At 45.1% G+C, this 18,904-nt stretch carries 17 protein-coding genes and 1 pseudogene; 9 read left to right on the top strand and 9 right to left on the bottom strand.

The features are described from left to right. Nucleotides 1-103: 103 nt before the first annotated feature. The 6 genes and pseudogenes from H7708_RS04765 to H7708_RS04740 all read right to left on the bottom strand — a co-directional run bounded on the left by H7708_RS04765 (nucleotide 104) and on the right by H7708_RS04740 (nucleotide 2,869). Nucleotides 104-490 carry a VOC family protein gene (locus H7708_RS04765; RefSeq protein WP_223669326.1) on the bottom strand — a complete coding sequence of 129 codons (387 nt, stop codon included), beginning with the start codon at nucleotides 488-490 and terminating at the stop codon, nucleotides 104-106. 9 nt (nucleotides 491-499) lie between these two features. Further along, nucleotides 500-975: pseudogene (locus H7708_RS04760) on the bottom strand (VOC family protein). A gap of 2 nt (nucleotides 976-977) precedes the next feature. Further along, nucleotides 978-1,448, bottom strand: a complete 471-nt coding sequence (locus tag H7708_RS04755; RefSeq protein WP_223669325.1) for a VOC family protein — start codon at nucleotides 1,446-1,448, stop codon at nucleotides 978-980. 26 nt (nucleotides 1,449-1,474) lie between these two features. Further along, nucleotides 1,475-1,837 carry a DUF1428 domain-containing protein gene (locus H7708_RS04750; protein WP_223669324.1) on the bottom strand — a complete coding sequence of 121 codons (363 nt, stop codon included), beginning with the start codon at nucleotides 1,835-1,837 and terminating at the stop codon, nucleotides 1,475-1,477. A 13-nt stretch (nucleotides 1,838-1,850) separates the two neighbouring features. Continuing rightward, entirely contained in the window at nucleotides 1,851-2,462 is a 612-nt protein-coding gene (locus tag H7708_RS04745) for a glutathione S-transferase family protein (RefSeq protein ID WP_223669323.1), read from the bottom strand. A 29-nt stretch (nucleotides 2,463-2,491) separates the two neighbouring features. Further along, nucleotides 2,492-2,869 (bottom strand): MarR family winged helix-turn-helix transcriptional regulator, encoded by a 378-nt coding sequence (locus tag H7708_RS04740; RefSeq protein ID WP_223669322.1) that lies wholly within the window; start codon nucleotides 2,867-2,869, stop codon nucleotides 2,492-2,494. A 186-nt stretch (nucleotides 2,870-3,055) separates the two neighbouring features. Between H7708_RS04740 and H7708_RS04735 the strand changes: the two genes are divergently transcribed. From H7708_RS04735 to ppk1, 6 genes are all read left to right on the top strand, one after another. After that, on the top strand, nucleotides 3,056-4,273 hold the full coding sequence (locus H7708_RS04735; RefSeq protein WP_223669321.1) for a tryptophan--tRNA ligase: 1,218 nt from the start codon (nucleotides 3,056-3,058) through the stop codon (nucleotides 4,271-4,273). Between the two features lie 15 nt (nucleotides 4,274-4,288). Continuing rightward, entirely contained in the window at nucleotides 4,289-5,215 is a 927-nt protein-coding gene (locus H7708_RS04730) for a segregation and condensation protein A (RefSeq protein WP_328798967.1), read from the top strand. 2 nt (nucleotides 5,216-5,217) lie between these two features. After that, complete coding sequence (scpB, locus tag H7708_RS04725) at nucleotides 5,218-6,069, top strand: SMC-Scp complex subunit ScpB (RefSeq protein WP_223669320.1); 852 nt, start codon at nucleotides 5,218-5,220, stop codon at nucleotides 6,067-6,069. Nucleotides 6,070-6,162: 93 nt separating this feature from the next. After that, entirely contained in the window at nucleotides 6,163-6,690 is a 528-nt protein-coding gene (locus tag H7708_RS04720; protein WP_223669319.1) for a response regulator, read from the top strand. A gap of 93 nt (nucleotides 6,691-6,783) precedes the next feature. After that, complete coding sequence (gene rluB, locus H7708_RS04715; protein WP_223669318.1) at nucleotides 6,784-7,611, top strand: 23S rRNA pseudouridine(2605) synthase RluB; 828 nt, start codon at nucleotides 6,784-6,786, stop codon at nucleotides 7,609-7,611. 184 nt (nucleotides 7,612-7,795) lie between these two features. After that, the gene (ppk1, locus tag H7708_RS04710) at nucleotides 7,796-9,859 is read left to right on the top strand and encodes a polyphosphate kinase 1 (protein WP_223669317.1); all 2,064 of its coding nucleotides are present in this window, start codon (nucleotides 7,796-7,798) and stop codon (nucleotides 9,857-9,859) included. On the opposite strand, the gene H7708_RS04705 is transcribed toward ppk1, so the two are convergent. Both H7708_RS04705 and H7708_RS04700 read right to left on the bottom strand, forming a co-directional pair. Next, the gene (locus H7708_RS04705) at nucleotides 9,856-11,403 is read right to left on the bottom strand and encodes a Ppx/GppA phosphatase family protein (RefSeq protein ID WP_223669316.1); all 1,548 of its coding nucleotides are present in this window, start codon (nucleotides 11,401-11,403) and stop codon (nucleotides 9,856-9,858) included. The genes ppk1 and H7708_RS04705 overlap by 4 nt on opposite strands. 18 nt (nucleotides 11,404-11,421) lie before the next feature. Then, complete coding sequence (locus tag H7708_RS04700; RefSeq protein ID WP_223669315.1) at nucleotides 11,422-12,168, bottom strand: YciK family oxidoreductase; 747 nt, start codon at nucleotides 12,166-12,168, stop codon at nucleotides 11,422-11,424. 303 nt (nucleotides 12,169-12,471) lie between these two features. Between H7708_RS04700 and pdsR the strand changes: the two genes are divergently transcribed. The 3 genes from pdsR to H7708_RS04685 are packed head-to-tail and all read left to right on the top strand — an operon-like array spanning nucleotide 12,472 to nucleotide 18,213. Further along, a complete protein-coding gene (pdsR, locus tag H7708_RS04695; protein ID WP_223669314.1) occupies nucleotides 12,472-13,164 on the top strand; it encodes a proteobacterial dedicated sortase system response regulator in 693 nt (230 codons plus the stop codon). Further along, complete coding sequence (locus H7708_RS04690; RefSeq protein ID WP_223669313.1) at nucleotides 13,164-15,164, top strand: ATP-binding protein; 2,001 nt, start codon at nucleotides 13,164-13,166, stop codon at nucleotides 15,162-15,164. Before pdsR ends, H7708_RS04690 begins: the two co-directional genes overlap by 1 nt. A gap of 34 nt (nucleotides 15,165-15,198) precedes the next feature. Beyond that, nucleotides 15,199-18,213: a bifunctional diguanylate cyclase/phosphodiesterase gene (locus H7708_RS04685; RefSeq protein WP_223669312.1), complete on the top strand. Its 3,015-nt coding sequence runs from the start codon at nucleotides 15,199-15,201 to the stop codon at nucleotides 18,211-18,213. Here the strand turns inward: H7708_RS04685 and H7708_RS04680 are convergent. Continuing rightward, nucleotides 18,210-18,902, bottom strand: a complete 693-nt coding sequence (locus H7708_RS04680; protein ID WP_223669311.1) for an HAD family hydrolase — start codon at nucleotides 18,900-18,902, stop codon at nucleotides 18,210-18,212. The two genes, H7708_RS04685 and H7708_RS04680, sit on opposite strands and share 4 nt — an antisense overlap. Between the last annotated feature and the right edge of the window lie 2 nt (nucleotides 18,903-18,904).

Here is an 18,904-nt window from a genome sequence, read left to right as displayed (position 1 = left end):
CGAGGCTAGTATATCTGAAAAGACCTCACATGTTTAGTTTTTAAGCAACTTTCAATTTGGTGACTGGGGGCGTTAGATCCATTACTAAGAGAATTTTAGCTTGTCAGCCTTTAACATTGCCGGCGCTATCATCAGGCTGGAATATGCCAAAAGTATTACCTTTTGTGTCGATAAAGTATCCCTGCCAGCAGGTTTGCGGGATAGCAAATTTAGGTAAAGCTACCGTGCCGCCTTGTTTCTCAATGACCTGTGCGACTCCGTCAAAGTTTTTGACTTCAAAGGAGCAGACAAAGGCATTGGTGCCACATTCCATCGGTGGTTTATCGGCTGGTCTTTGCAGCAAGCCTCCAGAGTTACTTTTAGCATTTATTTTCCAATAATTGAGAGGGAGACCTTCTACTTTGTCAAAATGCCAGCCAAAAACTGCATTATAAAATTGAATGGCCCGTTTTGGCTCGCTGGCCTGAATTTCGAAGTATATTTGGTTCATCGTTTCTCCTTAGGCATTTTGCAGTGTTTCCAGATCGATTTTTTGCATTTGCATCAGTGCTATCATGGCTCGTTCGGCTCGTTCTGAATCATCATTGAGAACGTCCTTTAGAGTCTCGGGGACGACTTGCCATGAGACTCCATATTTATCCTTAAGCCAGCCACACTGACTAGGTTTGCCGCCATCGGCAGTCAGCTTCTCCCAGAAATAAGCTACTTCTGCCTGATCTTTGCAATTAATAATAAGAGAAATTGCTTCATTGAATTGAAATATGGGGCCGCCATTCAGCCCCACAAAATGATCACCATCAAGCTCAAAATCAACCGTCATAACACTTCCTTCAGGGCGGCCGTGTAACTTAAAGCCTGCTTTGCGGTAACGAGCAATGTGGTTGATTCTTGAGTTTTTAAAATAGATGTATAAAACTCAGCTGCTTCTTGGGCTTGATCATCAAACCATAAATTTGTGGTGATTTTATTTGCCATGACTATCCTCCACTAAACTCTTCAGCCATTGCTTTCTCTAGCTCATCGTCACTTAGGTCTCTGATATGATGAGCTATTGACCAACTATGACCAAATGGGTCGACTAGCACACCATAGCGATCTCCCCAGAAGGTATCTTCCGGTTCCATCCGTGCTGTGGCGCCAGCATCGAGCGCTTGCTTGTATGCCTTGTCACAGTCATCCACGTAGCGGTGGATTGTTACAGGACTACCGCCTAATGCCTTTGGGGTTTGTGACTTGCCTTCACAGAACTCCGGGAAGTCATCCATAAGAAAAACAAAACCGTCGTCAAGTTTGAGGCAAGCGTGCATGATTTTGTTGCCGTCCTGACTCGGGACTCGTTGTAACTCTTCTGCGCCAAAGGCCTGGCAATAAAAGTCTATCGCTTCTTTACATGGCTCGCATACCAGGTGTGCAATCGGGGCTCTTAACTGTTCAGGTTTGTTACTCATAATCTACTCCTTGTATTGATTAAGTTTTACAGTTCTACAATAGGTTTAAATCCGCCCCAGAACATGCGCATACCGTCAAACGGCAAGTTCTTGGGATCCATCATGTCAGCCAGGCGGGGATCCTTCATGACTTTTTCATTGATCTCGTCCCGTGCTTCACGTGACTCGTAAAGGATGTAGGAAAAAATAACTGTTTCATTATCTTTTAACTTAACGCTTTGTGAGAAAGAGGTGACTTCTCCTTCAGGTACGTCGTCGGCCACGGCCTCGATAACTTTAAGTGCGCCGTATTCTTTCCAGACCTTACCTGCGCGTCTGGCCATTTCGATGTATTCGTCCAGGTTGTCTTTCGGTACGGGTAAAACATATCCATCGATATAAAGTGACATAACTCATCTCCTTTTAAGTTGTTGGAAAAGGGGCCTGCCAGGCAGGTAGTTGCATTAAATTATCGTGCCAACGCTGTATGTTGCTAAAACCGTTGAGCGGGATTTGTGCCTTGTCGGCATAAGGTAGCAAGACGGCGACTGATAAATCGGCTAAGGTCAGGCTGTCACCGACAAGAAATTCTTGAGCTTCTAAATGGTCCTCAAGAATTTTTGCATGCTGATAGAAGTCTTTATCAGCACTCTTTATTGCGTCCTGATCCGGCTCGCCCAGGCCGAACTGGGGTTTAATGATGTTTTCAAAATAATAAACACCGGCAGTAGGCAGGAAGTTATCCATATCCCAACTCAACCAACGCATTACATCGACCTGCCGTTCATCCTCTGGCCATAAGTCGGATTTTGCCTGGCGGGCAAAATGACACATGATGGCGGTGGACTCCCACAGGGTTCCGTTATCCGTTTCGAGAACCGGCACCTTACCATTTGGATTTTTACTGAGGAAATCAGGCGTTTTATGTTCCAGCTGTCCTAGATCTACGTGAATAAACTCTACTGGAAGTTGTAAATGTTTCGCCACTGCACATGTTTTATAACAGTTGGCGGTTTGTGCATAGTACAGCTTCATTTCATACTCCTTTGACTACTGTTAGTAAGTTATTGACCTTTATCAATTTGTTGCTGAACTTCTTTCCAGGCAGGAAAGGCTTCTGCCAGTTTCTGTCGGCCCTGCTCTGTCAGTTGCCAGGCTCTAACGCGGGCATCTTCCGAGGGCGCTGGCTTGATCCAGCCGTGCTTTGCCATCACGGCAGCACCACGGGTCATGGTGGTGCGCTCCAGCACCAGAAAGTCAGCCAGCTCAGTGACGGGCATGGGCCCCTTGAGCTTTAATGTTGCCAGTACGGAAAATTGAGTTGCTCGCAGTCCAAAAGGGCGTAGCTTTTCTTCATACAGACGAGTCAAGGCTCTGGCTTTACGCCTGGCTTCAAGGCAATGACAATCTTTAGTTTCAATGAATTCTGGTGCATTCTTCATACTTTAAGTGTATATGCACGTATTTTGTTTTGTCAACAGCTGAATGTTTTTTATACTGTTTTTGCTAACTACTTGAAGTTTTGTTGGTGTAGGCAGAGATAAGGACAGAAATATAGCGTTTTTGAATGTTCTCGTTATAATGGGCAGTCTTAAGTATTTTCTATAAAAAATTTCAAAGGAAATCCATTGAGTTCTATAGCAGTTGGTCAACAGCGCGTACTATCAGGCATGCGTCCTACGGGACCGTTACATCTTGGGCATTATCACGGTGTTTTAAAAAACTGGGCACAAATGCAGCATGAGTATGAGTGCTTTTTCATGGTGGCTGATTGGCATGCCTTAACCACAAATTATGATGATACTTCACATATTGAAGGGTACGTTTGGGACACCGTTATTGACTGGTTGGCAGCGGGTATTAACCCAAGTGCGTCGACTATTTTTGTGCAGTCGCGAGTCCCAGAGCATGCGGAACTGCACCTGTTGATGTCGATGACGACTCCTCTTGGCTGGTTGGAGCGAGTACCGACTTATAAAGAGCAGCAGGAAAAGTTGAAAAACAAGGATTTATCAACTTACGGTTTTCTTGGCTACCCATTGTTACAGGCCGCGGATATTCTTGTTTATCGTGCGGGCAATGTACCTGTCGGGGCCGATCAGGTGCCGCATGTTGAAATGACTCGTGAAGCGGCGCGTCGCTTTAATCACTTTTACGGTAAAGAGCCAGGCTTTGAGGACAAAGTGACCCAGGCTATTAAGAAAATGGGTAAGAAGAACGCTAAGTTATATAAAAACTTGCGCAAGAAGTTTCAGGAAGAGGGCGATCATGCTGCGCTGGAAACTGCTCAGGCACTGGTTGAATCTCAGGCCAATATTTCACTCAATGATCGTGAGCGTCTATACGGTTACCTTGATGGTGCGGGAAAAGTGATCTTACCCGAGCCAAAAGCGTTATTGACGCCAGTTTCGAAAATGCCTGGTCTGGATGGACACAAGATGTCCAAGTCTTACGGCAATGCGATTTCCATGCGTGAACCTCGAGAATCGGTGGAGAAGAAAATTCGTACCATGCCGACCGATCCGGCACGAGTTCGCCGTGACGACCCGGGTGACCCAGAGAAGTGTCCTGTCTGGGAGTTCCACAAGATTTACTCTTCTGATGAAGTTAAAGAGTGGGTTCAAAAAGGTTGCACCACAGCGGGGATTGGTTGCGTTGAGTGTAAACAACCGGTGATCGATGGTGTATGCGCTGAACAACAACAATTTGTTGAGCGTGCAAAAGAATATGAAGAAAGCCCAGAGATTGTTCGTAACATTGTATCCGAAGGGTGTGATAAAGCGCGAGATGTTGCGCGCGAGACCATGGACGATGTGCGCCAGGCGATGGGGCTTTCCTATAAATAAACGAGACCACAGTAGATGACAGAGTCGACGGGCGAGTCAAACCAAGAAAAGCAAGAGGCTGTTGAGCAAGAGCATTCAGATCCTGATCATGTACAGGAGGAAATGCCTTTTGCTCTGGTCGATGGTGAACAGGTTGAGGAGTTTCCGCAAGACCTGTATATCCCGCCCGATGCGTTGGAAGTATTTCTCGAGGCTTTTGAAGGACCTTTAGATTTACTGCTTTACCTTATTAAACGCCAGAACCTCGATATTCTCAATATTCCGATTGCTCACATTACTGAGCAATACATGGAATATGTGGAATTGATGAAGGCATTGCAGCTTGAGCTGGCTGCTGAGTATCTGGTGATGGCTGCTATGTTGGCTGAGATTAAAAGCCGCGTTTTATTGCCTCGCCCAGAAGTTGAGGATGAGGATGAGGAAGATCCACGAGCTGATCTGATTCGACGCTTACAGGAGTACGAGCAGTTTAAGCAAGCCGCAGAAGATATTGATGAATTGCCACGTATGGGCCGGGATGTCTATTCAGTCAATGTTAAAAAGCCCGATATGAATATCATCAAGCCGGAGCCAGAAGTTGATATGAAAGAGCTTCTGGTCGCATTGCGAGACGTATTGAAGCGGGCAGAAATGTTCTCCAGTCACCAGGTTAAGTTTGAGGCGTTATCCGTGCGCGAGCGGATGGGAAAAGTGTTGGAGCGTATATCGGCGAAAAGCTTTACCGACTTTGCCAAGTTATTCGATCCGCAGGAGGGGCGAGCTGGCGTAGTCGTGACCTTTTTGGCTATCATGGAGTTAACCAAGGAGTCTTTGCTGGAGATTATTCAATCCGATGGTTATGGGCCCATTCATGTCAGAGCGAAGACCAGTGGCAGTATAGAAGGTGAAGAAGACATTGATGAGGCTTTGGCCGATATAGAGACTACAAGCGATCAAGCATGAGTATGAGTATCGATAAAATAAAATGCATTATTGAAGCTGCATTGATGGCAGCCGGCAGTTCTTTATCTAAAGAGCGCATGGTCCAGCTTTTTTCCGATGAGGATAAAGTGCAAACCACTGATGTAACCAAAGCGTTGTCCATGTTACAGGAAGAAGCTACAGGGCGGGGCATTGAGCTGGTTGAGGTCGCTACAGGTTTTCGTTATCAGGCCCGTCAAGAGTACGCGGAGTGGGTGGCTAAACTATGGGAAGAAAGACCTTCTCGTTACTCCAGAGCTTTGCTTGAAACTCTATCGTTAATCGCTTACCGCCAACCCACCACAAGGAGTGATATTGAGCAGGTACGTGGCGTTGGTGTCAGTAGTTCAATCGTTAAAACGTTGCTGGAGCGCGAGTGGATTCGCGTGGTTGGGCACCGTGATGTGCCGGGTAAACCTGCTCTGTATGCGACAACCAAGCAGTTTTTAGACTATTTTGGCCTGAAAAGTCTGGATGAGTTGCCATCGTTGGCTGAAATCAAGGATCTGGATAACCTGAATCCTGAGCTAAAGTTTGAGCAGGACGAGGATGAGGGGGAAAGTTCGAAGCAAACGGAAGACGATACCTCTCAAGAAAATACGGACAATGATGGAGAGTTCGATGAGAATACTAAGGATGAAACGTCTGGGGGGATAGATGAATCTGAGTCTGACAGTCCGGAACCAGAAGAGCAGGCTGAGTCGAGTGCAGATGATGAAGCCGAGACGATGTTTCCTGATGATGACAAAGACGAGCACAAACAGGAAGATCAGGTGTCGTCAGAAGGAGAAGAAGAGAGTGAACCGAGTTTAAAGCCGACTGAGTTGCAAGATTGACTTATTCCATAGCCTGAATTTATCAAACTGATAAGTAATACTAGGTTTTCATAATCAATTTTATCTATACTTTTCTCACCATTAAGAAAATCAATGGCTTGTGGTGAGGTTGCTTTGAGTCTTTTAAGTAAAATTCGTACCAGTTTAACGACGCATCGAGCAGAAGTCGTCGGTCAGCAGGATAGCTTTGTCGAAAGACGTCACCGTCAGCGGATTAATGCTCTGGCGGGCACCCGGATGCTAATCATCGATGATTCCAAGACTGTTTGCAGCATGTTGAAAAAAATGTTGGAGCAGAATCGGTACGATGTTTCTGTTGCTTACGATGGTGAATCTGGTATTCAGTTAATTAAAAAGCAGCTCCCAGATCTTATTTTTCTTGATATAGTTCTCCCCGGTATTAATGGTTTTCAGGTACTGCGAGCACTGCGTAAAAGTCCGCTGACCCAGCATATACCGGTTATTATGATTAGTGGCAACGCCCTGGCAACGGAAAGATACTACGCTGAACGTATTGGTGCCGATGATTTTATCAAAAAACCATTTACTCGATATGACGTTTTTCATCGCCTTGAAAACTTTATCGACGATCACAGACGGATACAACGCCTGGCTTCCTAAATCTTATTCTTTGGGGATTTAGTCGAGTTCTTGCTCGACTGTTTGCGGTTAAAAGCCTAAAATTAGCCTAATACTCAAGATAAGTTCATCACTATGTCAAAGCAGCGATCTGATAACAGATCTGAAAAGTTACAGAAAATTCTGGCTAATGCCGGTTTAGGTTCCAGACGGGAAATCGAAAAATGGATTGCCAATGGTCGTGTCAGTGTTAATGGTTCAATTGCTGAGCTTGGAGAAAGGGCGACAGACAAGGACACCATTCGAGTTGACGGCCGAGTCATTAAAATTAAGCCTTCGGACGAGGTGTATACTCGCATTATCGCTTACCACAAACCATTGGATGAAGTATCGACACAGAAAGATCCGGAAGGGCGGCCAACCGTTTTTGATCGCTTACCCAATACCAAGTTTGGACGATGGATTAGTATCGGCAGGTTGGATATCAACACAACGGGACTGTTGTTATTTACCAATAACGGCGAGCTGGCCCATCGGTTAATGCATCCTTCGTACCAGGTTGAACGTAAGTATGCGGTGCGCATTCACGGGCAGGTTACGGATGAAATGTTGGAGAACCTTAAGTCTGGAGTTTTGATTGATGGCGATATGTGCCACTTCAATTATATTCAGCCGGGCGGTGGCGAAGGCTCTAACCAGTGGTACGAAGTCGGTTTATCTGAAGGTAAGAACCGAGAAGTGCGGAAATTGTGGCTGTCACAGGGCGTTGACGTATCGCGGCTGATACGGATTCAATATGGACCGATTGACTTGCCTAAGAGTTTAAGTCGTGGTCGCTGGATGGATTTAAATGAAACACAGATTCAGCAACTTGCTGAGCTCGTTGACCTTGAAGTACAGGCTCGTAAGTCACAGCCGAAACCACGTGGTAGCAAGCGCAAAAATATTTGGAAAAAGGGGTGATTGGGAACGTTAGAGTCACAAAAGTGTCATATAAGTACGCTGTGGCTCTAATACAAAATTGCTATATTCGAGGAGTCATTTTTGAATTGGTACCCCCTTCATGGAAAAGACTCTATCCAAGGCTTCTACCTTGCCAATACCACCAGGAGAGACTGCTCCTCTATCCTTTGATACACTCAGGGGAATGAATCTATCTGACTCGCAGTATTACTTAAACCGAGAGCTGAGTTTATTGGCTTTTAACTGGCGAGTCTTACAACAAGCTTTAGACCCGAGCATTCCTCTTCTTGAGCGAATTCGCTTCATTTTTATTTGTAGTAGTAATCTGGATGAGTTTTTTGAAGTTCGAGTCGCGGGGCTTAGGCATGATCTGGCCCGTGGCGATACCAAGCCGAGTTTAAACGGCGCATCGACAGAAGAAGTCCTCAGGGAGATTACAGAAAGAGCACATAAACTGGTTGATGAGCAATATCGTATTTTTAATCAAGAGCTTTTACCTAAACTGGCCGAGGAGTCGATACAGTTTCTTCCCTCCAATGAATGGAATGATGAGCAATATAAGTGGCTGAAAAAGTATTTTAAACATCAGGTGATGCCAGTTATCAGTCCGATCAGCCTCGATCTGGCGCATCCATTTCCTCGTCTGGTAAACAAAAGTCTGCATTTCCTGTTACATCTGCATGGTAATGACGCCTTTGGGCGTGATTTGGAATATGCTGTCCTGCATATGCCACGATCTCTGCCTCGTATTGTCGAACTCCCTGAAAAGGTTGGGGGAACGAAAGAGCATAATTTTGTATACTTATCTTCGATCATTTCTGAGTTCGCTGAAGATTTATTCCCGGGCATGGATATCCACGGTTGCTACCAGTTTCGCTTAACGCGGGATAGTGATTTATTGCTGGAGGAAAACACCATCGAAGATTTAGCCAGTGCCTTAAAACGAGAACTGCAATCGAGGAACTTTGGTGCTGCGGTCCGTTTGGAGGTTAGTGAATCGTGCCCGAATAAAATAACAAATTTTTTACTACAGAAGTGTAACTTAACTTCAGATGAGCTGTATCGGGTAAATGGGCCTGTCAATTTGAATCGACTTATGTCATTGCCTGAGCTGGTGGACAGGCCGGACTTGAAGTTTGTGGGCTTTACTCCAAAAGTGCCCTCTGATATCGCTCGTCGAGGGGTGTATGAGATCATGGCGGAACGGGATATTTTGCTGCATCACCCGTATCAAAGTTTTCAGCCCGTCATTGATCTAGTGCGGCAGGCCGCTTCAGATCCCGCGGTACTGGCTATCAAGCAAACCCTGTATCGCACCGGTAGTCAGTCGGCGATAGTTGAAGCATTGATTGATGCTTCTCATGCTGGTAAGGAAGTAACGGCGGTGGTTGAGCTGCGAGCTCGTTTCGATGAAGCGGATAATATTGAGCTGGCACAGAAACTGCAGGAGGCCGGTGTTCTGGTGGTTTATGGTGTGGTTGGGTATAAGACACATGCCAAAATGTCGCTGGTAGTGCGCAGGGAAGGGAAAAGTAAAAAGCTGACGCGTTATGTGCACTTAGGGACCGGTAACTATCATGCCGGTAATGCTCGTCTCTATACCGATTACAGTCTATTAACCAGCGATCCACAGATTTGTGAAGATGTGCATAAAGTATTCCAGCAATTAACCGGGATGGGCAAGGTTTACGAGCTAAATCAGCTCTGGCATGCGCCATTTACTTTACACAAAAACTTACTGGCTGCCGTGGATCGTGAAACCCAGCATGCTTTGGCAGGAAAAAAGGGGCGCATGATTATCAAGCTGAACTCGTTAACCGATCAGTCTCTGATAGAAGCTCTATACCGAGCATCCATCGCTGGCGTTGACATTGATTTAATTGTACGTGGCGTGTGCTGTTTGTCTCCCGGCATAAAAGGTGTATCCGAGAATATTCGCGTACGCTCCATTATTGGACGTTTCCTGGAACACTCCCGGGTGTATTATTTCTACAATAACGGTGAAGAGAATCTGTATGCTGCATCAGCGGACTGGATGGAGCGTAACCTATACCATCGTGTCGAAACCTGCTTTCCCATCTTACAGGCCGATTTAAAGCAACGTATGATGGATGAGCTGAATTTAATGCTGGCGGATAAAAGGCAGAGCTGGATGCTGCAAACGGGCGGTGACTATCGGCTTTTTGATTCAAACTGTTCAGCAGAGACTAAAGTTCAACAGGTGCTGCTTGAGAAACTGGCTCATTAAACAATTTCAATGGTCAGTGATTTTTGGTGGTCGCTTAAATAGCCTGCTTCACGGTTCAATTCGGCAATAACTAAGAGGTGTTCGCTGGCCCATCGCTCAGGGATTTGAATGACTAAACCCTGCTGACCTTCAGGGATAAAATGGAGCTCATGAATGTTGTGATTATCTCGTTTAACATTAAATAAAATGGCTAAGCGTAAAATTCTGACGATAGCTAATAGCGCAGGCTGAGGATCGTATTTATTATCCAGCTGCTCAGGGTAGAGCTTTTTCTTTTGATTGGCGATGATTGCAGCAAGGGAGTCTTTAGTCTGCTGGCTAAAACCCGGCATATCGCCATACTGGACTATGTAAGCGCTGTGCATTCGCAGCTTGGAGAAACTGATGGATAGACCGACTTCGTGAAGGTCACAGGCCCAGTCCAGATAGTTTTTGTATATGGGATCGTAAATTCCCCACAGATCAGCTGTCTGCTCGAAAATGAGTTGGGCACTTTGTTTAACTTGAAAGGCGTGCTCCTGATCGACGTTAAAGCGATGCATCAGACTATGGACGGTCTGGTGGCGAATATCATTCCCTTTTAATTCTTCCACCAGCTCTAATAATATCCCTTCTCTGAGGGATGCATCCGCTATATGCATCTTGTCGATGTTCAGCGTGTCGAACAACCCGTATAAAATAGCCACGCCACTCGTAAAGGTACTCTTGCGACTCTCGGTGAGACCTGAAAACTGAACCTTGTTGAAGTCACCGATATCGATGAGCTTTTGCTTTAAGATTTTCAGATGGTCAAAGGTGATAAATCCTTGAGCCAAGTTTAAGTCGAATAGCACTTTATAAACCGACTCAATACTTCCAGAAGCACCAAGGCAATGCTCCCAGTGTATTTTATCGTAGAACTTTTTAACCTCAGAGACCTCAATTGCCGCGTTCATAGCGGCTTCATTAAAATTATCTTCTGTAATGTTCCCATCAGGGAAAAACTTTTTGCTGGTGACACAGCCTAGCGATAAGCTATCCATAATTTCAGGCTTGAACTGTTCACCTAAAATAATTTCAGTACTACCGCCTCCAATATCAATGACCAGTGCTTTCTTTAGATCAGGATGGTTATGCGATACCCCATCATAAATCAGACGTGCTTCTTCCCTGCCTGGAAGAATGTCAATAGTATGGCCCAGTATGGATTCAGCCTGTTTGACAAAGGTTGCGGCATTTATAGCTTTCCTCAGCGTGTAGGTGCCGACGACCGTTACATAGGAGCGATCAATATCGCGAATACGTTCAGCAAATAGCTGCAAACAATTGAGGCCGCGTTGTATGGCTTCATCTGAAAGTTTGTGGTTTTGATCAAGGCCTGCAGCCAGCTGGACCTTTTCCTTTAGGCGTCCAATGACACGCAGGGTGTGGCCATCGAACTGTGCAATGGCCAAATGGAAACTATTAGAGCCTAGATCGATCGCCGCAAATTGAGACACAGGCGAGCTACCAGCAGGTTTACCGGCAACAGAAGGCGCTTTCTGGCTGAGAGTGGCGTTCTTCAAAAGGTGTCCTTAAGCTGTTTAAATAAAGTCCCTTGCATTGATTGCTTGCCCGTTGACATCGGTCGATGCCTCATCCATGAGCCATAAATAGGCTGGCATGATATCTTGCGGTGTCGGCAAAGTCTCTGGGTTTTCTCCAGGATAAGCATTAGCACGCATTTTGGTACGGGTTGCACCAGGATTGAGACTATTGACCCGGATTGAAGTGTTTTCCAACTCATCGGCCAAGACCTGCATCATGCCTTCGTTAGCAAATTTAGAGACGGCATAAGCCCCCCAATAGGCGCGCCCTTTGCGACCAACGCCGGAAGAGGTGAAAACAAGCGAGGCATTGTTTGCTTTCTTGAGAAGAGGGATGCAGTATTTTGTCAACAAAAATTCAGCATTGACATTGACTTGCATGACTCTAAACCAGGTTTCTTCGTCAAAATGTTCAATAGGGCTAAGTAAGCCCAGATCGCCGGCATTATGCAGCAGTCCATCTAACCTACCGAATTCATCCTCAATGACGTGCGCCACTTTCTGATACGTTTCAGGGTTGTTATCCTGTAAATTGACCGGTAGAAAAGCTGGTTTTGGGTAGCCCAGAGCTTCTATTTCATCGTATACTTTTTCCAGTTTACGGGTGTCACGAGATAGTAAAACCACAGTTGCACCGTGTTTGGCGTAGTCTAGGGCGGCTTCTTTACCAATGCCGTCGGTGGCACCAGTGACCAGAATGACCTTGTCTTTTAGAGAATCGGTAGCGGGTTGGTAGTTTTGCATCAAAAAGTCTTAAATTGGTTGGATTATTGTGTGGAGTTATTTTACCTTATATTAGCTCGTATACCCAATCAACTTATAAATTGTGACTTTCAGAGCTTGCATTGCGGTCCAATTCGTGGCCTATTACAGGCTTCTTCAAAGGGTATTTAAACTACTTAAATACCTTGTTATTGATTGTGGAGAGGTGAGGGCCATTCCCTTCCGGTGACGCATTGTCTAAAATGCTTTGAGTTTCCACTGATATCGCCCCTGATGCAGTGGTTGGGTATAAACCGATAGATAAGTGAAATATTAGGAACATGTATGGGAAAGCGTATAGCCGTTGTCGAAGACGAACCATTATTACAACAAAACTACAGTATGGCGTTAAAAAAAGCGGGTTATGAAGTTGTCGTTTATGAGACCAAAAATGAAGCCGAACACGCTTTTGCCAATCGTTTACCCGATTTAGTTTTGCTTGATATCGGGTTAGGCAATGAACAGGAAGCTGGCTTTGAAATATGCCGGAGCCTGAGACAACAATCGACCCAGTTGCCGATTATTTTTCTAACTGCGCTTGATAGTGATCTGGACATTATTTCTGGACTAAGGTTAGGGGCTGATGATTACTTGACTAAAGATATCAGCCTACCACATCTTTTGGCTCGAATTTCAGCGCTGTTTAGACGTCTTGAGTCGTTGCAGGAAGCGCCGAATGCTAATGCTATTCACCAGGTGGGTTCGCTTGAAATTGATAATGAGCGCCTCAGCGTAAAATGGAGCGGTACGCTCGTCGACTTGACGGTCAGTGAGTTTTGGATTGTCAATGCGCTGGTATCTCGCCCAGGGCACGTGAAAAATCGTGAACAATTAATGCAGGCGGTTAAAGCCGTCGTAGACGACAGTACCATTACGTCACACATAAAGCGTATTCGCCAGAAATTCCAGCGTATCGATAAGTCGTTTGACTCTATTGAGACCGTTTATGGCATGGGGTATCGCTGGAACCAGGCATAATGAAATCTTTATCTCTCAAATGGCGTATTTTACTGATTAGCTGCGTTTTTTTACTGATTCCGTTAGCCAGCTGGTTGATCGACAGTAAGTTTGAGAGTGATTTAGAGCGCGACAACTTTCAGCAGGCCATTCAGCAAGCTAATAATTTGCGTAGTTTTTTCGAGCAGCTGATACAACACGACAATAACTTTCGTCATAAACTGGATACCGATAACTCTAAGCCAACCTTGCATGTCGCTTTACGAGAAACCGGTATTTTGATCGATGGCTACTCTGATGAATGGTACCCCTATCACGGTTTTGGCAACCGTATACAGAATTTTGGGCAATCTGCCGAATTGAATCTGGTTGAAGACCAACAACATTTCTTCTTACTGTTTGATGTGGAAGACGATGAGGTGGTGTACCGTAAGAATCTCGAACTGGGCGGGCAGTCGGATAAGATCGAAGTCCAGCTAAATGCCTATCGCTTACAGTTCTCGCCGATAGCGCCTGGGCGCGTTGCGGCGTTGCGGCAGACCAGTAGTGGTTACCGGGAGGTCAATTCGGTTTATGCGGTCTGGCAGGAATCATCTCAAGGTTATCAGTTAGAGGTCCGAGTCCCCAGAGAACTGGTGGGAACAACCTTTAATGCTGAAATCCATGATGTGGATAAAGAAGGCTCATCCCCTAAGTTACAAGGATTGTATTCTTTTACTAATTTTGAGTTGGCTGACTTGAACAGCATGCTAAGCGTTGGCGCTTTATCGCGACTGAAAGCTGATGACTACCGTGTGATGGTGACCAATTTACAGGGTGACATTGTTTATGGCTATGGTCAGCCCCACCAAAGTATTAAGGGCCATTGGCGTAATCGCTTATGGTTAAGTGATTTAAGCCCGATTGAAACCCGGGGCTCTAAAGTCAGTTTATCCAGTGAAGAGCTGGATAAAACATTACTGGGGCAGGCGCAGGAACAACTGGTCGATGCGGGAAACCTGACTGCTTATTCAAGAATTTTAGAGCCTTTATACGACGGTGATGCCATTGTTGGCGCTCTAATTGTCGAGTCTTCAGCCATCAATCAGAAGCTCTATCTGAGAGATTTCTGGTTGAGGATGCTGTTATTAATGCTACTCTTCTGGGTTTTGATGGTGTGGTGGTTGTATCGTTCGAGTAAAGACTATAGCCGTCGTATTGTGGAGCTACGAGATATTACTGAAGAAGCCGTATCAGAACAGGGACAGATCCGCCATGTCATAAAACGGGAGGAGTATTACGATGATGAGGTCGCCGATCTGACCAATACTTTTTCGCAGTTAACGACGCGACTAAAGCAGCATCATGATTATCAAGAAAAATTAGTGGCGAGGCTGAATCATGAGCTGAGGACGCCGATCGCAATTATTCGTAGTTCGCTGGACAACCTGAGTGCTGACAGCTTGTCTGAATTAGATGCTCAGATGCTACGCTCTGCACAGTCCGGCGCCAGTCGAATGAGCCAGACATTGAGTCGACTCAGTGAAGCAACACGTTTAGAGCAGGCTATTAAGAGTGCTGATAAGCATACGTTTGATGTTGATGATGTACTCAAAGGTGTTTCTCAGGCATATGCGACCAATTGGCCAGAGCATCAATTCAAATACAATTCACAGGTATCCGGAGTATCGCTAAAAGGTTCCAGAGATTTGTTTGTGCAAATGGTTGATAAACTGATAACCAATGCCGTTGACTTTGATGATAGATCTGCGCCGATTGTAATTTGCTTACGGGAGGATGATTCCCGTTTAATCTTTGAAGTGAGTAATCGAGGGCCCGTCATTGATAAGAAAGCTTTAAAGTCGGTCTTTAGTTTAATGCATTCGAGTCGTAAAAACTCGGGGGGGCACCTGGGGCTTGGTTTGTATTTGGCAAAACTTATTGCTAATTTCCATAATGGGCATATCGTGGCAAAAAATCATAGCGACAACGGCGGGGTCAGTATCGTTGTCAGTTGGAAGAATAAGTATTTTACGCGCTAGTTATTCTGAACTATGATGTAGTGAAGGATATTTCATGAGTAATCTCACTACCGATAACGACTTTCTATTCAGCTTGTCACAGTCTTTACTTACGAGCGGGAGCGTTCAGCAGACCGCAGATATCATTGTGCAGGCGCTACAAGGACATATCAAAAGCTTTGACTGTGCCTTTTTTCGATTTGAGCCCCAGCATAACCAGCTCATCTGTATCTCTTATACAAACCGCAATAGCATTAAGCTCGAGTCTTATAAGCTAAAGCCCATCGCTTTAGGTGCCGGAGTCGTTGGGCATGCTGCGGAAGAAAAGCGCGCCATGAATATTGCCAACAGTAAAGACTGTGATTTCTGGCTCGAGTATATCAAGGGGAATGTTTCAGAATTAGCCGTGCCCGTGGTTTATCAGGGAAAGTTATTGGCTGTGATAGATTTGGAGGATGATCATGAGGGCTATTTCGAAGAGTTGACGCAACAATTAGTGCAAGACGTTGCTCATCTGATTGCTCCCTTTTTAGCAAATCAGCTCCTGAACGAAGAACGGCAGTTCCAGCTTGAGCAGATTAATTACTCTGATCAGTGGGCTAAATCCAAAGAGTCTTACTTTTCAATGCTGCTGGAACAGCTCGGGGATCCCGTCTTTATTGTCAGCCCATCGGGAAAAATTATTGATCTGAACCATAGTGCTGTTTTGTCTCTGGGTTTTGCTAAAAATGAATTAATCGGGCAGCGTATACAAAAAGTTGAAAGCCTGTCGGGTTCAAAGGCGGCAACTTATTTTTATAAAAAGCTGAAACATGACGAGACCGCTGTTGTAGAGGGTATTCATACTCGCAAAGGAGGTTCTCGTTTTTATGTCGAAGTAAAACTCGCTCGTTTGGATGATGGCAATATTATTGCGGTCGCTCGGGATATCTCCAAAAGGCGGGAGGTGACCGAGAAACTGGAGAGTAGCCGGGCTTTTTTACAGGAAGTGATACGGATGTCCCCCGATGTGATGTATACCTATGATCTGGTTCAGGATAAGCTATTGATGGGCGGAAAACGTCTAACCAGACTGCTGGGCTATTCTGACAACGAGCTGACATCGTGGAAAGATGCTCTGGCTTTGACGCACCCTGATGATTTGGCAAGTATGAAGCAGCGTGCCGAAAGAGTTTTGGATTCGCAACCGGGAGAAACCGTAGAGGCAGAAGCCAGAGTAAAAAATGCCGAGGGAGAGTATCGACTGTTGCAAAATCATTGTTTGATTTTCAAACGCGATGATTATGGCAAGCCGTTATTGGAACTCGGATCAGTAAGAGATATTACTGAACAGTACCGGCTCGAAAAAGAGCTGGAACAGAGAGAGAATTACTACCGAGCTTTGGTTGAAAACGCTTTCGATGGTATTGCGCTGTATGATATTGAAGGTCATGTGAAGTTCTCGTCTAATAGTGCCTTAAAATTATTAGGTTATAGCGCAGCGGATACACAGAGTCTTAAGGCTACGGACTTTGTTCATGCTGATGATCTTAAACTGGCAAAAAACGCCTGGAAATGGGTCTTAAAACATCCTGGTAGAGTGTATCGCATTCCTGAGTATCGTATTCTTAAAAAGTCTGGAGAGCCTGTCTGGGTAGAAAATACATTTATTAATCTGCTTGATGATCCAAATGTCGAAGGAATTATCAGTAACTTCAGGGATATCAGTTACAAGAAAATTTCAGAGCAGTCGTTATACAAGATTTCGAATTATGACAGTTTAACAGAGCTGCCCAATCGCCGCTTTTTGAAACGGCAACTAAAGCGCTATATCACTCAGGCCAACAGCTATCACTACAATGTTACGCTAATTTATTTTGATGTTATCCAGTTAAATATTATTAATGATGCTCTAGGGCATTGGATGGGTGATGAAGTATTACAGTATGTAGTTGGTATTCTCCGTCGTTATACCGAAGATTTTGATTTTATTGCCAGAGCAGGAGACGATGAGTTTGCGATTGTTTTAAATCAGAGAGATGCTTTTGAAGCCAGTAAGTTAGTTGAGAGTATTTTGTCTGAGTTCGATAAACTGATAATGGTCGGTGGCTCGGAAGTCAAAGTCTCGTTGCGAGCGGGCGTAGTGCGCTTTCCCGATGATGGTGCGCAAGCAGAAGAGCTGCTGAATAAAGCTGAAATTACGGCTCGCCGTGTTAAGGAAATAGCGGCGCCTTTTGCTTTCTACCAGTCTGAAGTGACTGAAACCGCTCGTGACAAGTTAATGTTGGAAAAGGAAATTGTACACGCTCTCAACCAGGAACAGTTGATGCTCTACTATCAACCGAAAGTGTGCTTAAAAACGGGTAAGATTGATTCGCTGGAGGCCTTATTACGCTGGAATCATCCTAAAAAAGGGTTTATCTCACCGCAGCTGATAATCGGGATTGCGGAAGAAACCAGTTTAATATACCGTCTGACCGATTGGGTTGTTCAAAAAGCTATAGAGCAAATCAGTCTTTGGTCCAAGGCCGGCTGCCCAGTTAAAGTCTCGGTTAACTTATCTGTAAAAGATTTATTGCGAGAGGATTTAAAGCAAAACCTTTCAGAAACGCTGAGGCAGTATGATGTGAAGCCAAGTTTGCTGGATATCGAGGTCACTGAAAGTGCAGCATTGGCCGACATGAAAAGCTCTGTCAGTATGCTGCAGGAGCTTAAAAGCATGGGGGTAACGATTAGTCTTGATGACTTTGGTACCGGTTACTCATCCATCAGCCACTTAACCTCGTTACCGGTTAATCAGGTCAAAATTGATCAGTCATTTATTCAAAAAGTCAGTCTTACTGCTGAGGAAAATAAGCACGATAATAAACTCATTATTAAAAATATTATTCGTCTGGCAAGAAGTTTCGGGTTGACCTCTATCGTTGAGGGCGTCGAAACCGAAGAGCAATTAGAGTTGCTGAAGCAATATGACTGTGATCTGGTACAGGGTTATTTATTCAGCCGCCCTGTACCGGCTGAAGAGGTAACGCCACTGATTAAACAGGAAATAATGGAGTTACCTCAGTTAAAGAAAAGTACCGGTAATTAAGTAGATGATGTCGCCGCCGTAAAATTCTGCCAAAAGTAATCTCTAAATTCCTGTGGGCTGCTAATCACTTTGTCTGCCCCCCAGGTATGAACCGAGTCTTCTGGCAAAATATAACCCCAGTCTGCTGCCACGGTTTTCATCCCCGCAGCTCTTCCGGCCATGATGTCACGATCGGCATCGCCAATATACAGGCACTGAGCTGGCAGCAATTCTGATTCTTTACATGCAGCAAATAGTGGTTGTGGATTCGGTTTGGTTGGGCTGACGGTGTCGCCGCTGATAATACTTGAACAGCGGTGGTCAAGCTGCAGATTGTTGAGCAAAGGCTTGGTCAAAAACTCGGGTTTATTGGTGACAACGCCCCATTTGATGGCGCTAGCTTCCAGTTCCAGCAGAAACTCTGCCAACCCTTCGAAAAGAGCGGTATTAACTGCCAGATTCTCTGCGTATAGTTGCAGGTATTGTTCGCGCATAGCCTGGTAGTTAGTGCTGTTAATGTCAATGCCAAAGCCAATTTTAAGCATGGCGAGAGCACCGTGGGACACGTGTGGACGGATCTCAGAGTAAGGTATCGGCTCTAAATCGTGGTGCTCTCGTTGGATATTCAGCGCTAATGCCATATCAGGAGCGGTATCAAGCAGTGTACCGTCCAGATCAAAAAAGACGCCTTTAATGTTCTGTTTCTTCATGA

This window comes from Kangiella shandongensis (assembly GCF_020005365.1).
Lineage (GTDB): Bacteria > Pseudomonadota > Gammaproteobacteria > Enterobacterales > Kangiellaceae > Kangiella > Kangiella shandongensis.
The sequence above is the reverse complement of the archived record's forward strand: the minus strand, read 5'-3'. Positions and strand labels throughout refer to the sequence as shown.

Coding starts and splice junctions, on each gene's coding strand:
- H7708_RS04765 (WP_223669326.1), bottom strand. CDS start 490: ATGAACCAAATATACTTCGAAATTCAGGCCAGCGAGCCAAAACGGGCC.
- H7708_RS04755 (WP_223669325.1), bottom strand. CDS start 1,448: ATGAGTAACAAACCTGAACAGTTAAGAGCCCCGATTGCACACCTGGTA.
- H7708_RS04750 (WP_223669324.1), bottom strand. CDS start 1,837: ATGTCACTTTATATCGATGGATATGTTTTACCCGTACCGAAAGACAAC.
- H7708_RS04745 (WP_223669323.1), bottom strand. CDS start 2,462: ATGAAGCTGTACTATGCACAAACCGCCAACTGTTATAAAACATGTGCA.
- H7708_RS04740 (WP_223669322.1), bottom strand. CDS start 2,869: ATGAAGAATGCACCAGAATTCATTGAAACTAAAGATTGTCATTGCCTT.
- H7708_RS04730 (WP_328798967.1), top strand. CDS start 4,289: ATGACAGAGTCGACGGGCGAGTCAAACCAAGAAAAGCAAGAGGCTGTT.
- scpB (WP_223669320.1), top strand. CDS start 5,218: ATGAGTATCGATAAAATAAAATGCATTATTGAAGCTGCATTGATGGCA.
- H7708_RS04720 (WP_223669319.1), top strand. CDS start 6,163: ATGGCTTGTGGTGAGGTTGCTTTGAGTCTTTTAAGTAAAATTCGTACC.
- rluB (WP_223669318.1), top strand. CDS start 6,784: ATGTCAAAGCAGCGATCTGATAACAGATCTGAAAAGTTACAGAAAATT.
- ppk1 (WP_223669317.1), top strand. CDS start 7,796: ATGAATCTATCTGACTCGCAGTATTACTTAAACCGAGAGCTGAGTTTA.
- H7708_RS04700 (WP_223669315.1), bottom strand. CDS start 12,168: ATGCAAAACTACCAACCCGCTACCGATTCTCTAAAAGACAAGGTCATT.
- pdsR (WP_223669314.1), top strand. CDS start 12,472: ATGGGAAAGCGTATAGCCGTTGTCGAAGACGAACCATTATTACAACAA.
- H7708_RS04690 (WP_223669313.1), top strand. CDS start 13,164: ATGAAATCTTTATCTCTCAAATGGCGTATTTTACTGATTAGCTGCGTT.
- H7708_RS04685 (WP_223669312.1), top strand. CDS start 15,199: ATGAGTAATCTCACTACCGATAACGACTTTCTATTCAGCTTGTCACAG.
- H7708_RS04680 (WP_223669311.1), bottom strand. CDS start 18,902: ATGAAGAAACAGAACATTAAAGGCGTCTTTTTTGATCTGGACGGTACA.